Annotated in this window: 10 protein-coding genes; 6 read left to right on the top strand and 4 right to left on the bottom strand. The window is 73.1% G+C overall.

What is annotated here, in order from left to right:
* The first annotated feature begins 31 nt into the window (after positions 1–31).
* The 4 genes from OG392_RS10955 (at position 32) to OG392_RS10970 (ending at position 5062) form a co-directional block, all read left to right on the top strand.
* A complete protein-coding gene (locus tag OG392_RS10955) occupies positions 32–832 on the top strand; it encodes a tyrosine-protein phosphatase (RefSeq protein WP_329278056.1) in 801 nt (266 codons plus the stop codon).
* A 79-nt stretch (positions 833–911) separates the two neighbouring features.
* On the top strand, positions 912–3053 hold the full coding sequence (locus OG392_RS10960; protein ID WP_329278058.1) for a hypothetical protein: 2142 nt from the start codon (positions 912–914) through the stop codon (positions 3051–3053).
* Between the two features lie 66 nt (positions 3054–3119).
* A complete protein-coding gene (locus tag OG392_RS10965) occupies positions 3120–4004 on the top strand; it encodes a metal-dependent hydrolase (RefSeq protein ID WP_329278059.1) in 885 nt (294 codons plus the stop codon).
* Positions 4004–5062, top strand: coding sequence for a PDR/VanB family oxidoreductase (locus tag OG392_RS10970; protein ID WP_329278060.1), 1059 nt, complete (start codon positions 4004–4006; stop codon positions 5060–5062). The genes OG392_RS10965 and OG392_RS10970 overlap by 1 nt, the downstream gene beginning before the upstream one ends.
* Before the next feature lie 54 nt (positions 5063–5116).
* On the opposite strand, the gene OG392_RS10975 is transcribed toward OG392_RS10970, so the two are convergent.
* Positions 5117–5638 carry a hypothetical protein gene (locus OG392_RS10975; RefSeq protein ID WP_329278061.1) on the bottom strand — a complete coding sequence of 174 codons (522 nt, stop codon included), beginning with the start codon at positions 5636–5638 and terminating at the stop codon, positions 5117–5119.
* A 37-nt stretch (positions 5639–5675) separates the two neighbouring features.
* Between OG392_RS10975 and OG392_RS10980 the strand changes: the two genes are divergently transcribed.
* Positions 5676–6410, top strand: coding sequence for a TetR/AcrR family transcriptional regulator (locus OG392_RS10980; RefSeq protein ID WP_329278063.1), 735 nt, complete (start codon positions 5676–5678; stop codon positions 6408–6410).
* On the opposite strand, the gene OG392_RS10985 is transcribed toward OG392_RS10980, so the two are convergent.
* The gene (locus tag OG392_RS10985) at positions 6395–6727 is read right to left on the bottom strand and encodes a 5-carboxymethyl-2-hydroxymuconate Delta-isomerase (protein ID WP_329278065.1); all 333 of its coding nucleotides are present in this window, start codon (positions 6725–6727) and stop codon (positions 6395–6397) included. The two genes, OG392_RS10980 and OG392_RS10985, sit on opposite strands and share 16 nt — an antisense overlap.
* Positions 6728–6792: 65 nt before the next feature.
* On the opposite strand from OG392_RS10985, the gene OG392_RS10990 reads away from it, so the two are divergent.
* The gene (locus OG392_RS10990) at positions 6793–7326 is read left to right on the top strand and encodes a GNAT family N-acetyltransferase (RefSeq protein WP_329278068.1); all 534 of its coding nucleotides are present in this window, start codon (positions 6793–6795) and stop codon (positions 7324–7326) included.
* Here OG392_RS10990 and pulA read toward each other — a convergent pair.
* Together pulA and OG392_RS11000 are read right to left on the bottom strand one after the other, a co-directional pair.
* Entirely contained in the window at positions 7313–12613 is a 5301-nt protein-coding gene (gene pulA / locus OG392_RS10995; RefSeq protein WP_329278070.1) for a pullulanase-type alpha-1,6-glucosidase, read from the bottom strand. The genes OG392_RS10990 and pulA overlap by 14 nt on opposite strands.
* Before the next feature lie 84 nt (positions 12614–12697).
* Positions 12698–14425, bottom strand: a complete 1728-nt coding sequence (locus OG392_RS11000; RefSeq protein WP_329278072.1) for a carbohydrate-binding module family 20 domain-containing protein — start codon at positions 14423–14425, stop codon at positions 12698–12700.
* Between the last annotated feature and the right edge of the window lie 23 nt (positions 14426–14448).

Consider the following 14448-nt stretch of genomic DNA (forward strand, 5'->3'; position numbering starts at 1 on the left):
CGAACGTGTACGTACCGGAGGAGTCGACGTCATGCCCGCCATCCCCGCCGCCTCCGTCGCCAACCTCCGTGACCTGGGCGGTCTGCCGCTCGCAGCCGGGCGTTCCGTCCGCCCCGGACTCGTCCTGCGTTCCGCCCACCTCGACCGGCTCGACCCGGCCGAGCCGGCCGTGGCCGCGCTGGGGATCCGTACCGTCGTCGACCTCCGCACGGAGACCGAGCGCGCCGACCGGCCCGACCGGCTGCCCTCCGGGGCCCGGGGCATCGTCGCGGACGTGCTCGCCGACCACCTGGCCACCAGCGGACTGCCGCCCGCCGCCCGTCTCAAGGCGCTGCTCACCGACCCGGCACTCGCCGAGGAGCACCTCGGCGGGGGCCAGGTCCGGAAGGCCTTCGCCCGGACGTACCGGGCCTTCGTCTCCGGCGATTCGGCCCGCGCCGCCTACGGCACCCTCCTGTCCGAACTGGGCGCTCCGGACGCCGGTCCGCTGCTCTTCCACTGTTCTGCGGGGAAGGACCGGACGGGGTGGGCGGCGACGGTCGTCCTGTCGCTGCTCGGCGCCGACGAGGGGACCGCGCGGGAGGAGTACCTGTCGGTCAACACGGCTGTGCGGCAGGCGTTCGCACCGATGATCGAGGGTTTCACGGCCCAGGGCGGCGACCCCGACCTCGCGCTCGACCTGATCGGCGTCCTGCCGGAGTACCTGGACGCGGCGCTCGACGAAGTGGCGGTCCGGCACGGGTCGATGGAGCGGTACGTGCGGGAGGGGCTCGGGGTCCCGGACGAGGTGACGGCGCGGATCCGTGAGCGGCTGACGGTACGCGCGGGGTGAGCCGGCCGGGCCCGTGGGACGCGGCGGCCCCGTGCGGGCGCCGGGGTGACCATCGGAAGAATCGCTCGTTCTGCTGAACGTGAGCACCAAGGATCCCGTTCCCTCGCCCGTGGGCCCCGTCGACGTCGAGCAGGCCGAGGCCGCGCTCGTCGAGCGCTATCCGCGTCTCGTCCGCATCGCCTACCTCGTGCTGCCGCCGTCGCTCGGCCGCAACCGCCGGGTGCTGACCGCGCACGCGCTCGTCCAGCGTGCGCTGCCCCGCCGCCGGGTAGTGGGTCCGGCCGTGCCGGAGCCGCGGCTGTCGGAGGACGCGGTCGATCCCGGATACGCGTACGTACGGGGTGAGGTGCTGCGGCAGGCGCTGGTCGCGGGGCTGCCGTTGCGGCGCCTCGCGCTGCCGCGCCGGGCGCAGTTCCCGCCGTTGCTGCCGCACGTGTGGGGGCTGCGGCTCTTCCCCCGGGTGGGGGGCGCGGACGAACTCGCCCTGGACCAGCGGCTGTCCCGGCTCTCCGGGCCCGGCCGTGCGGCGTACGTCCTGCGGGGCCTGGAGCGCCAGGGCGACGCGGAGGTCCTGCGGGTGCTGAGGGCGGCGGGGGTGGAGGATCCGGCGTCGGCGCTGGCGGAGGCGGACGCGCTGGAGGACGGGCCGGAAACCGGGGCGGGGTGCTCGCCGGAGGGCACGTCCGGGGGCACGCCGGACGGGGCCCCCGCCGCTCCGGACCTCCCGTCGGCCGGGCGGCCGGGGGACGGCCGTACGGAGCGGGTCGCCGACGGCACCGACGGCGCACCCCGGACCGCGGCCGCCGGTGACGGTGCCCGCCCCGGCACCGCCTCCGGCGGTCGCGCTCCCTTCGCCCCCGGCGGCCGGCGCAGTGGCGTCTCCCTCCTCGAATCGGACGAGTTCGACCCCTGCGCGCTCCAGGCGCGCCCCACCGACCTGCTGCGGCGCCGGCAGCACGGGCGGGCCGGGGCCGTGGCCGTCGCCGCTTTGCTCGTCTGTGGGGCGCTGCTCGGGCTGCCGGGGGACGGGTGGGGCAGAAACGGTGCTGCCGCTCCCTCGTACGCCCGTAACCCCGCCGCCGAGGCCGCGCTCGACCCCGGGGCCCTCAAGCGGGTCGGGGCGGCCGTCTGGCCCGGCTCCACCCGGCAGGACTTCTCCGTGTGGCCCGCGCGCGGGGCGCTGACCGGGGACCGCGCGCTGCTGCGGCGGGCGCTCGCCGTCTGGGCGCGGCCCGGCCCGTCGGTGCGGTCCTCCGCCACGCCCGGGACGCCCGTGGGCCCGCCCATGGGACCGCCCCAGCTGCTCTTCGCCGGGGTGGTCGACGGGGCGCGGGTGGTCCTACTCCACGACGGGCTGCGGGCCGTGCGGTACGCGGAGCCCGTCGCGGGCACGGCCGGTGCCGCGCTCGACTTCGCGCGGACCGACGGAGCCGACGCCGTCGGCTCGGCCGCGCTCGTCCTGTCCCGCGCGGCCGGCAACGTCCGTTATCTGACGGCGCCCTGGGTGAGGGAGACGTCGGTACGGGATCTCCTGACGCCCGGTGAGGAGGCGAGGCCGCTGGGGCGGGACGCCGGTGGGGTGACCGAGCCGATGACGAGTCCCGCGCTCGCGACGGGCTGCACGCGCTGGAACACGCTCCAGGTGCGGGACGGTTCCGGACTCCGGATGCTCGCCGACCTCGGGGAGCTGGCGCCCGCCCGGCTCCTCTGGGGGCCGCCCGCCGCCCCCGCCGACGCCACGGGCCCGGAGGCGCGCCAGGCCTGGGCGCGGACCGCGTGCCAGCTGACGGCGGTACGGGCGCACGGCGTCCGGTCCGTGAACGCCTGGCGGTTCGCCCGCCAGCCCCTGCCCGAGGGAGCCGGGCGCGGCACCTGGCTGTGCACCCGCGCGGAGACCTGGCGCGGCACGGGCAGCCGGGTCCTCGCCCAGTTCCTGGTGCCGTCGCCCGCCGTGCCCGCCGCGCTCGCGGCCCGTTCCGAAGGGTCGCCCGCCTGCGGTGTGCGGGACCCCCGGGTCCTGGCGGGGGTGCTCTGGCAGGCCCCGAGCGGTGGCTGGTACGTGCTGGCGGCCGGGAGTCCGGACGTCACCGCCCTGGAGACCTCCGGCGGGGTGAGGGGCCGGTCCGACGGACCGCTGCTGGCCGTGAAGGCGGCGGCGGGGGCCCGGGCCGACCTCGACGGCACGCTGCAGGACGGGAGCCGGATGCGTGCCCTGAGGTGAGGCCGCCGGTCAGAAAGACGGTGCACCCCTCTGTTCCACCGCGCTACCCCTCAGTACATTGACGCCATGTCTAATACGCAGCCTGCACCGGTGGCGTCGGAGCACGTCGAGCTCAAGGCCCGCAAGGTCTCCTTCGACTGGGAGGAGACTCCGCTCCACTGGGTACCCGGCGATCCCTTCACCACGCACACCATCAACGTGCTGCACCTGCTGCTCCCGGCCGGCGAGCGCTGGTTCGTGCACGTCTACCAGCAGGCGCTGCCGTACATCACCGACGACCGGCTGCGCGCGGACGTCATCGGCTTCATCGGCCAGGAGGCCATCCACTCCCAGGCCCACGACGACGTCCTGCCCCACCTCCGCGAGCAGGGCCTCGACCCGACCCCGTACACCGCGCAGGTCGACTGGTTCTTCGAGAAGCTCCTCGGGGACCGGACCCTGCCGCCGGGCCGGCCGCGCCGCTGGTGGCTGATGGAGCGGGTCGCGATGATCGCCGCGATCGAGCACTACACCGCGTTCCTCGGCAACTGGGTGCTCAACGCCGACGCGCTCGACCGGGTCGGCGCCGACCCCACCATGCTCGACCTGCTGCGCTGGCACGGCGCGGAGGAGGTCGAGCACCGCTCGGTCGCCTTCGAGCTGTTCATGCACCTCGACGGCGGCTACCGGCGCCGCGCCCGCACCTGGGCGCTCGCCTTCTCCGCGCTCGTCTTCCTGTGGCAGCGGGGCGTCCGCTTCTTCATGGAGAACGACCCCACCCTCCTCGACGGCAAGGCCTCCATCGGCCAGTTCGTCCGCAAGGGCCGGCAGGGCGTGCTGCCCTCCACCCCCGACATGCTGCGCTCGATCCCCCGCTACCTCAGCCGCGCCTACCACCCCTCCCAGGAGGGCGACACCGCGCAGGCGATGGCCTACCTGGCCTCCTCCCCCGGCGCCAACGGAGGCCGCTGATGCCCCGGTTCACCACCGTCGCCCTCGTCGCCGGGGCCGCGCTGCTGGTCCGCCGCGCCGTCCGCGGCCGGATGACGACGGCCCCGCTGTGGCCGATGCCGGCCCTCGACGAGCCCGTCTCCGGATACGGCCGCGGCAGCACCGTCCCCCGCAAGGTCCTCGTCACCGCGCGCGCGACGCCGGCCGACGGGGTCGTCGAACTGCGCCTGGAGGGACGCGGACTGCCCGCCTGGCAGCCCGGCGCGCACGTCGACCTCGTCCTGCCCTCCGGGCTCGTCCGGCAGTACTCGCTCTGCGGCGACCCTGCCGACCCCACCGCGTACACCGTCGCGACCCGGCTGATCGAGAGCGGGCAGGGCGGCTCGCGCGAGGTCCACGAGCAGCTCCACGAGGGCGTGGAGATCGAGATCCGGGGCCCGCGCAACCGCTTCCCGCTCGTCGGCTCCCCCGCGTACGTCTTCGTCGCCGGCGGCATCGGCATCACGCCGGTCCTGCCGATGCTGCGCGCCGCCGAGGCGGCCGGGGCGGACTGGCGGCTCGTGTACTGCGGGCGCAGCCGCGCCACCATGCCGTACCTGGCGGAGATCGAGTCCCTCGGCCGGGCCGGCAAGCGGGTGACCGTCGTCGCGGAGGACGAGTCCGGCCACCCCGACCTGGGCTTCCTCGCCGGCGTACCGGCCGGGACCCCGGTCTACTGCTGCGGTCCCGACGGGCTCATGGAGGCCGTCGCGGCGGCGATGCCGGAGGGCCTGACCCCGCGCCTGGAGCGCTTCTCGGCCGTCGCGACGACCGGTGGCACGGCCTTCGAGGTCGAACTGCGCCGCTCCGGACGCACGGTGCGGGTGGCGGCGGACCAGTCGGTCCTCGCGGCGGTCCGCGAGGAGGTCCCCGGCCTCATGTACTCCTGCCGGCAGGGCTTCTGCGGAACCTGCCGGCAGGTCGTCCTGGAGGGCGATGTCGACCACCGGGACGATCTGCTCACCGAGGCCGAACGGGACGCCTCGATGCTGATCTGCGTCTCGCGCTGCGCGGGAGAGCGGCTCGTCCTCGACCTCTGAGGTCCGTGTGGTGTCCTGTCGGTCACGCCGCGAGCCCGGCCTGATCGACAGGCCTTACGGCAGGACCAGCCAGTCGAGGGCGAGCGCGGCGAGGAGGCCTCCCACCAGGAGCCAGGTGCCCAGCCGGGTGCGGCCGTTGCGGGAGAGCTCGATCACGATCCCGCAGAGGATCATCGCGAGTCCGTACACCCCGACGACCAGGACGGACGTCCGGCTCGCGAGGCGGATCACCAGGACGACGGCCATCGCGACGAGCAGCACGGAGGCGACGGCGACGCGGATGCGCCGCGCCTGCTTGGGCGTGAGGCCGTCGGCCGCTGGATCGTCGTCCTCGACGGCGGCGTCGTCCTCGTCGCGTTCGCCGTCGAGGGCGTCGTCGTCCCCGCGGCCGTCGGCGTCGTCGTCCGCCTCGTCGAGCTCTTCGTCCGCGGCGGCCTCGTCGGGAACCTTCGCCGCGGCCGTCCTCGGCCCCCCGGCGGAGGGCTTCTCGCGTACGGTGTCGGCCTCTTCGGCCTCGGGGGCCTCCGGGGCCTCGGTGGCCTTGACGGCCGGGGTGTCCTGGTCGGAAGCGCTCATGGGGCAGGAGCGTATCGGACGACGTTAGGCTGTTCGTATGACGACCGGGGTACGCCGCAGGATGGGCGTCGAGGAGCGCAAGCAGCAGCTGATCGGGGTGGCCCTCGAACTCTTCAGCCACCGCTCTCCCGACGAGGTGTCCATCGACGAGATCGCCGCTGCCGCGGGGATCTCGCGGCCGCTGGTCTACCACTACTTCCCCGGCAAGCAGAGCCTCTACGAGGCGGCGCTGCGGCGCGCGGCCGACGAGCTGGCGGCCCGGTTCGTGGAGCCTCCGCAGGGGCCGCTGGGGGCCCGGCTGTTGCGGGTGATGGGCCGGTTCTTCGACTTCGTCGACGACCACGGTCCGGGATTCGCGGCGCTGATGCGCGGCGGGCCCGCGGTGGGTTCCTCCACGACGAACGCGATGATCGACGAGGTGCGGCACGCCGCCTACGTGCAGATCCTCGCCCACCTCGAGGTCGAGAAGCCCTCGGCCAGAATCGAGTTGGTCGTGCGTTCCTGGGTGTCGCTCGCCGAGTCGACGGCGCTGATCTGGCTGGACGGCCGCCGGGTCCCGCGCGCCGAGCTGGAGTTGCAGCTCGTGCACGACTTCGGGGCTCTCGCCGCGGTGAGTGCCGCGTACGACGAGGACATGGCGGCGATCCTGGTCGGCATCCTCGCGGACGAGCCGGCCGACGGCCCCTTCGGGGAGCTGGTGGCCCGGCTCGTCGCACTGGTGCCCGCGGTCACGCCCGAGGCGCCCTCCGTACCCGGTCAGCGACTGCGGTAGGACGCCTCCAGGTCGCGGACCTCGACCGAGAGACGCACCCCGTCGGGCGCCTTCACGTACTCCGGCAGGAGGGCGAGGACGGCCTCCGCGAGGCGCCCCTTGAGCGCGTCCGTACGGCCCGTCAGCAGGGCGATCTCGACGTGGACGAGGACCTCCTCGGCGGCGCCGTCCCCGACGACCGTCTCGTCGACCTCGCGGAAGCGGGTCTTGCAGGCGCCGAGCGTCGTGTCGACCGTCTCGACGACGAGCGGGTGCAGGGCGCGCGCGAAGCCGCGCCGGTCGAGGGACGCGGAGTGTTCGACGGTGATCTGCGGCATGGGGTACTCCCGGCCAGAGGGATACGACTGTCGGATGGTGTGGCCACACCCTTACGGTGATCGCCATGACGGCACAAGTGACCTTCCGGCAGGCGGACACCCGCGACGTGGACCTGCTGGCGGGAATGTACGACGGCGCGGCCCGCTGGATGCTGCGGAACGGGATCGACCAGTGGAAGCCCGGCGGGAAGAGCGCCGCCCACTTCCGTGCGCGCGTCGCCGCCGGTGAGGTGTGGCTGGCGTACCACGACGGCCTCGCCGTCGGCGCCTACGAACTGTGGTGGGAGGACGAGCAGGCCTGGGGCCCGCAGCCGCCGGTCGCCGGGTACGTCCACCGGCTGATGACGGACCGGGGATCCGCGCCCGCCGGGACCGGCCGGGCGCTGCTCGCGCACGCGGAGGGCCGTGTCGCGGCGGGCGGGAGGCGGGTGGCCCGGCTGGACTGTCTGTCGGACAACCCGCGGCTCCGCACGTACTACGAGGCCGCGGGGTACCGTGCCGTCGGCGAGGAGCCGGGGAAGCTCGCCGCCGACGGCACGCGCTACGGGGTGACCCTGATGGAGCGGTCGCTCACCCCGGGGGCCGTCACTTCGCCTTGAAGACCGCCACCGTCCGCGCCGGGACCGTGAAGGTGCCCGAACCCGGCTCGTAGGACGACGCCTTCACGACCGTGTCGGAACCGTTCGCCTGCACCGGGTGCAGGGCGTACGCCGTCCCGGCCGGGCCGGAGACCCGCTGCGTCTGCTCCCGCGGGCTCGCGTTGAAGACCACCACCAGGTCGCCCAGGCGCATCGTGATGACGCCCGGGGTCTCCTCGGGGCCCGAGAGCGGGAACGACAGGGCGTCCTGCACCCGGCCCGCGGTCGCGAGGGAGAAGGCCGGCTCGGTGGTGCGGATCTTCTGGAGGTCGCGGTACGCGGCGGAGGCGCCGTCGATCTGTCCGCAGCCGGCGTTCAGAGCCGGGTTCGCCAGGAGCGGCTTGCCGTAGCCCCACTTGGCCTTGTTGTCGGGGGCCGGCGGGAGGCCGCGGCCGAAGCCGTTGCCGTCGCGGCAGTCCCAGTGGATGGCGTTGAACCAGTCGCCGCTGTCGTAGGAGTTGCGGTCCAGGGACTTGGAGCGCAGCAGGTCCGAGCCGGCCTGGGAGAGCGCCGGGCCCTGCGACAGGGTCGCGGTGGCCAGGGCGAGGACCTGCATCCGGGCCCGGTCGGCGGCCGGCGTGCCCGCCGGGAGCTTGAAGGCGAGCGCGTCGTAGAGGGTCTCGTTGTCGTGGGCGTCGGCGTAGGCGAGGGCCTCGCCGGGTGCGGCGGCGTACCCGGCGGGGGCGCCGTTGTAGTCGACCTGGCTGCCCTTGACCGTACGGCCGGAGGTGTCGGTGAAGGAGTAGTCGGCGAGGTTGCCGGTCAGGCCGACCTTGATGAGGTCCTGGTAGTGGAGGAGGCGGGCCTTCTGCTGCTCCGGGGTGCCGTTGGCGGTGGAGGTGTTGGGGTCGGTGAAGAGGCCGCTGGCGAAGCCCTGGACACCGGGGTCCTCGTCGAAGGGGCCGCCGCCGCGCACGGCGTCGCGGGCCCGGTCGGAGAAGGTCGCGACGCCGGTGCCGGCCATGTTCTTCTGGGTGGCCTGGACGAAGCGGGCGTCGTCGGCGATCTCGCCGAAGTTCCAGCCCTCGCCGTAGAGGATGATCGCCTTGCCGTCGACGCCGTCCTCGGCGAGGGTCAGCTCGTCGAGAGCCTTGCGGACGGCGAGGATGTTGTCCTTGGGGTGGTGGCCCATGAGGTCGAAGCGGAAGCCGTCGACCTTGTAGTCCTTGGCCCAGGTGACGATCGAGTCGACGACGAGCTTGCCCATCATCGCGTTCTCGGGCGCGGTGTTGGCGCAGCAGGTGGAGTTGGCGACGGTGCCGTCGGCCTGGAGGCGCTGGTAGTAGCCGGGGACGATCCGGTCGAGGACGGACTTGTCGGACTGTCCGGCGGCGACGGTGTGGTTGTAGACGACGTCCATGACGGTGCGCAGGCCGTCGCCGTTGAGGGCCTGGACCATCTGCCGGAACTCGACCGTGCGGCGGGTGCCTTCGGGGTCGGTGGCGTAGGAGCCCTCGGGGACGGTGTAGTGCAGCGGGTCGTAGCCCCAGTTGTAGGCGTCCTCGGCCGCGGCGGCGGCCACGCAGGCCTGCTGCTCCTCGGAGTCGGGGGCGTAGACCTTGAGGTCGCAGGCGGGCTCGGTCCGGTCGGACTTCTTCTCGGGGATGGTGCCGATGTCGAAGGCCGGGAGGAGGTGGACGTAGGAGGTGCCGGAGGCGGCGAGGTCGCGCAGGTGCTGCGAGCCCTTGCTCGCCTTGTCCGTGAAGGCGAGGTAGGTGCCCCGGTGGTCGGCCTTCGCCGTCGGGTCCGCGACGGAGAAGTCGCGGATGTGGAGTTCCTGGATCTGGGCGTCGCGCAGCGGGACCGCGGCCGGCTTCTTCAGGCCGCGCCAGCCGGCGGGGGCGAGCTTCGGGTCGGTGAGGTCGACGGCGAGGCTGCGGGTGGAGTCGGTGGTGAGGGCGGTCGAGTAGGGGTCGGTGACCTTGTTGGTGACGACCTTCTGGACGGTGGGGGCCCAGACCTTCACGACGTAGCGGTACGGCTTGCCCGTCCAGGACTTGGGGCCGGTGGCGGACCAGACCCCGGAGGTGTCGTCGCGCCGCATGGGCACGGTGCGGCCGTCGAGTTCGAGGGCGACGGACCGCGCGGTGGGGGCCCATACGGAGAGGCCGACCGTGCCGCCGCGGAAGACGGGGCCGAGTGCGGCGCCGGTGGCCTTCCTCGCGTACAGGTCGTCGAGGACTCCGGCGGTCTGCACGCCGGTGGCGGCGAGCAGGGCGCCGTTGGCGGCGCGCTGGGTGGCGACGAGCTGGCCGCGCAGGGAGTCGCGGACGCGGTCGGTGTCGCGCGGGTCGACGGTGAAGGCGGGGTACTCCTCGAGGTGCGGGTACTTCGCCTTCTGGGCGTCGGTGAGGGCGGTCTGGTTGAGCCGGAGCCACCGGCCCTCGGTGTTCAGGGCGCCGTCGGTGACGGTGATCCCGCCGTCCTCGGCGTACACCAGCTGCTGGCTGGTGGCCTCGGTGGCCTTGACCTTCCAGACGACGGTGTTCCGGTCGATCCACTGGGCCTCGGCCTTGCCGAGGTCGAGGTTCGGGGCGCCGCCGACGGTCGGGAGGAGGTACTTGGGCTGTCCGGAGAGCATCCAGACCTCGTGGCCGAGGCTCGCCAGGTCGAGGGACTGGTCGGTGGGCAGGTCCTTCTCGTCGCCCTTGTGGAGGATGTACGAGAGGGAGCTCGCGCCGTCGGTGAGGGGGACCTCGTAGACGGCGCCGTAGGCGTCGAAGCGGACCGGCAGGAGGGGCTTGGACCAGTCGGTGGGCTGGGCGGCGCCGGTCCAGGTGTGGAGGCCCCAGCCGTCGTAGTTCCCGTCGGCGCGCTGGTAGTGGAGGACGGCCTTGGTCCGGTCCGGGGTGGCGGGGGCCGGGGCGGTGTCGGACTGGCCGTCCTGGCCCTGGGTGATCCAGACCTCGCCGGTGCGGCCGAGGTCGACGGTGCGCTGCGGGCCGTCGGCGGTGCCGTTCTTCTCGACGGTGTACGTGACGGTGGACGCGCCTTCGGGGACCTTGACCCAGGCGAAGGCGCCGTGGGCGTCGCGGCCGGTGAAGGCGGCTTCCTGGCCGGCGCCCTTGAGGGTCCAGCCGTCGTAGTTCCCGTCCTCGCGCCGGTAGTGGACGACGGCGTGGGCGCGCTCGACGGCGACCGGCTTCGCGGGCGCGGGGGCCTGTCCCGCGGTGCTCGCGGCGGTGGCGCTCGCGGTGCGGCCGGCGCTGTCGACGACGACGGCCTTGTAGCGCAGGGCGGTGCCGGCGGGGGCGGTGACGTGCTGGGTGACCTTGTAGGGGGCGTGGTCGGCGGTGCCGAGGGTCTGCCAGCGGCCGTTGCCGGTCTGGGCGGCGAAGACGACGCGGTTGAGGCCGCCGCCGCTGACGTCGGCGGTGAGCTCGACGGTGCCGGTGGCTCCGGCTTCGGGGGCCTTGAGGCTGACGGACGGCTTCACGGCGGGGGCCGGGAGCGGCTTGTCGGCCTTGAGGACGAGGAAGGAGAGGGCCGGGACGGTGACGGTGACCTTGCCGTGCGCGGCGGTCACGGCTCCCTGGCCGCCGTACAGGGCACGGAGGTTCGCCGAGTCGACGGGGACGGTGACCGTCTTCGCGGTGGTGGCGCTGTTGCCGGCGACGAGGTACTCGGTGCGGGTCCTGGTGTCCGTACGGGAGAAGGCGTAGACGGAGCCCTCGGCGTACCGTTCCTGCTGGACGCCGTCGCGGAGCGCCGGGTTGTCGCGGGTCAGCTTCGACAGGGCGGCGACGGACCTGTACACCGGGTGCGTGGGGTCGTACGCGTCGGTGGCGTGGGTGCGGTCGGTGCCGATCTGGTCGTCGTCGAGGTAGTCGGCGGTCCTGGAGGCGAAGAGGGTCTGGCGGGCGTCCTTGTCGCCGCCGGGGCCGGTGAAGCCCTGCTCGTCGCCGTAGTAGATCACCGGGTTGCCGCGGGACAGGAACATCAGCTCGTTGGCGAGGGTGGCCCGGCGGACGAGTTCGGTGTCGGAGGCGTTCGGGTTGTCCTGCTTGAGGAAGGTGCCGATGCGGCCCATGTCGTGGTTGCCGAGGAAGGTCACCTGCTCGTAGGCGTTGGCCTTGTCGGTGGTGTACCGGTAGTCCTCGGCGAAGACCTTGGCGAGCCGGTCGGCTCCGGCGCCCTGGGAGGCGAAGGCGCGGGCGGCGTCCTGGAAGGGGAAGTCGAGGGTGGCGTCGAGCCGGCCCCGGGTGACGTACGGGGAGGTGACGGTGGTGTCGGCGGAGTAGACCTCGCCGAACATGAAGAAGTCCTCGCGGCCCTGCTTCTCGGCGTAGGCGTCGAGGGCGGTGGCCCACTGGGTCCAGAAGTCGAGGTCGACGTGCTTGACGGTGTCGATGCGGAAGCCGTCGATCTTGAAGTCGCGGACCCACTTCTCGTAGATCCTCCGCATGCCGTCGACGACCTCGGGGCGCTCGGTCCACAGGTCGTCGAGGCCGACGAAGTCGCCGTACTCGGCGGACTCGCCGGCCCAGGTGGAGTCGCCCCTGTTGTGGTACATCGTGGGGTCGTTGAGCCAGGCCGGGACCTTGGTGTCCGCCTTCTCGGTGGAGACCGCGGGGGTGTACGGGAAGGAGTCCCGGTCGACCTTGCCGACGGCGTCCCGGTCGTCGAAGGGGCGGCCGTCCTTGTCGAGGTACGGGTAGGCACCCTTGGGGCGGTAGCCGTACTTCTGCTCGGCGTAGTCGACGGTGTCCGCGGTGTGGTTGGTGATGACGTCGAAGAAGACCTTCATGCCCTTGCGGTGGGCGGCCGCGATCAGCTTCTCCAGGTCCTCGTTGGTCCCGAAGTGCGGGTCGACCTGGGTGAAGTCGGTGATCCAGTAGCCGTGGTAGCCGGCGGAGGCGTCCTTTCCCTCCCCCTGCACGGGCCGGTTCTTGAAGATCGGCGCCATCCAGATGGCGGTGGTGCCGAGGCCCTTGATGTAGTCGAGCCGCTCCGTGAGGCCCTTGAGGTCGCCGCCCTGGTAGAAGCCCTTGTCGGTGGGGTCGAAGCCGGTCTGCGTCCGGCTGCCGGTGAGGCCGCCCCGGTCGTTGGAGGTGTCGCCGTTGGCGAACCGGTCGGGCAGGACGAAGTAGAACTGCTCGCGGGTGAGGTCCTGGCGGGCGGGCTCGGCCGCGAGCGCCCGGTCGGAGGGCGGGGCCGGGGGCCTGGGCGCGGCGGCCGCGGGGACGGCCGGCACGAGGGCGGCGCACAGGGCGGCGGCCAGTGCGACCGCCGTTCGCTTGCGTGTCACGGGGGTGCTCCCTGGAGGAGGGACGGGGTACGGGTACGGGTGGGAGGGCCGCCCCGGTGGGGCGGCCCTGGGGAGGAGACGAGGTCAGCTGCGGAAGGTGTCGTTCAGCGTGATCAGGCCGGAGGCGGGGACGGTCGCGGTGCGGTTGGCGCCGGACTCCCAGGTGACGTTTCCGGCGGCGTCCTTGCGGAGGTACTTGTACTCGAAGGCCGTTCCGGCGGGCAGGCCGACGGTCAGCTTCCAGACGGGGTACGTGGCCGGGTCGAGCTTGCGGGCGGCGGCCGGGGACCAGCCGCCGAGCTCGGCGCGGTTGCCGGTGACGTAGATGTCCTGGCCGACCACGGTGGTGGCGGTGGCGTTGAAGGACGCGCCCGGGGTGGCGGGCGGGGTCATCGGCGGCGGTGTCGTCGGTGGCGTGGTCGTGCCGGAGCCGCAGTTCATCGCGTTCGCGTGCAGGGCCAGGGCGGTGTTGGCGCCGAGGGTGGCCGTGAACTGGCCCGATCCGTTCACCGTCACGGGCGTGTTCGACTGAACGTCGCAGTAGGTGCCGGCGGGCAGCGAGGTCTGGAAGGTGCGGGTGAGCGCCGAGGTCTCGTGGTTGATGGCCACGTACGCCTTGGTGCCGCGGCCGAACGCGATCGCGTTGCCGCCGTTGTCCCACCAGCCGGTGACGGCCTGTCCGCGCGCGGTGTTGCGGAAGGCGACCATGGAGGAGATCTCGCGCCAGGCGTGCTGGCACTTCCAGCCGTCGGTGTAACAGGCGTTGACCTGGCCGCCGTTGGGCGGTCCGGCGTCCTTGTCGGTCCACTCGTAGCCGGAGTGGACGTCCGGGGAGCCGTAGGGCCAGGCGAGCGCGAAGACGGAGGCGAGGGTGTAGTTCGCGCCGTCCTTGTAGGAGAGGGTGTCGCCGCCGCGCTCGGTGTCGTGGTTGTCGACGAAGACGCCGGCCTGGCCGGAGGGCATGTAGCCCCAGGCCTCGCCGAAGTTCTTGAGGTAGGCGAGCTTCTCGTTCTGCAGGACGCGCTTGAGGTCGCGGGCGTAGCGGAACTCCTGGACGTCTCCGCTGCCGAGGTACTCGCTCGGGGAGACGGCCTCGCCGGCGCCGTGGATGGCCTCCTGCTTCCAGTACACGCCGGGGTTGGTGAGCCGCGACTTGATGTTGGCGAGGTCGGCGGCCGGCATGTGCTTGGCGGCGTCGATGCGGAAGCCGTCGACGCCGAGGGAGAGCAGGTCGTTGAGGTAGCCGGCTATCTTCCCGCGGACGTGGTCCTCGCCGGTGTCGAGGTCGGGGAGCTGGACGAGTTCGCAGTTCTGGACGTTGCCGCGGTCCTGGTAGTTGGAGATCGAGGAGCGGCAGTCGTCCATGTCGGAGCCGGAGTACAGGCCCGGGTAGTCGTACTTGGAGAACGGGGTCCCGCCCGTTCCCGTGCCGGAGCCGTTCGCCATGTGGTTGACGACGGAGTCGGCGACGACCTTGACGCCGGCCGCGTGGCAGGTGTCGATCATGTTCTTGAAGGCGGTGCGGTCGCCGAGACGTCCGGCGATCTTGTAGCTGACGGGCTGGTACGAGGTCCACCACTGGCCGCCCTGGAGGTGTTCCTGGGGCGGGGAGACCTGGACGTATCCGTATCCGGCGGGGCCGAGGCGGTCGGTGCATTCCCGGGCTATCGAGGCGAAGTTCCACTCGAACATCACCGCGGTGACGTCCTTCTCGCCGGGCGGGGCGGCCTGCGCCGGGGCGTTTCCCGTGACGGCCACAGCGGCGGCTCCCGCCACGAGGGCGAGTGCAGCGGCCACGGTTCTTCTGGCCATGATTCCTCCTGCTGACTTCACTG

Origin of the sequence: Streptomyces sp. NBC_00691 (assembly GCF_036226665.1) — a bacterium.
Classification (GTDB): Bacteria; Actinomycetota; Actinomycetes; order Streptomycetales; family Streptomycetaceae; genus Streptomyces.

Bases quoted from the DNA above. Each gene is read 5' to 3' on its own strand.
- OG392_RS10990 (WP_329278068.1), top strand. From the start codon at position 6,793: ATGACGGCACAAGTGACCTTCCGGCAGGCGGACACCCGCGACGTGGAC.
- OG392_RS10985 (WP_329278065.1), bottom strand. From the start codon at position 6,727: ATGCCGCAGATCACCGTCGAACACTCCGCGTCCCTCGACCGGCGCGGC.
- OG392_RS10970 (WP_329278060.1), top strand. From the start codon at position 4,004: ATGCCCCGGTTCACCACCGTCGCCCTCGTCGCCGGGGCCGCGCTGCTG.
- OG392_RS10955 (WP_329278056.1), top strand. From the start codon at position 32: ATGCCCGCCATCCCCGCCGCCTCCGTCGCCAACCTCCGTGACCTGGGC.
- OG392_RS10975 (WP_329278061.1), bottom strand. From the start codon at position 5,638: ATGAGCGCTTCCGACCAGGACACCCCGGCCGTCAAGGCCACCGAGGCC.
- OG392_RS10965 (WP_329278059.1), top strand. From the start codon at position 3,120: ATGTCTAATACGCAGCCTGCACCGGTGGCGTCGGAGCACGTCGAGCTC.
- OG392_RS11000 (WP_329278072.1), bottom strand. From the start codon at position 14,425: ATGGCCAGAAGAACCGTGGCCGCTGCACTCGCCCTCGTGGCGGGAGCC.
- OG392_RS10980 (WP_329278063.1), top strand. From the start codon at position 5,676: ATGACGACCGGGGTACGCCGCAGGATGGGCGTCGAGGAGCGCAAGCAG.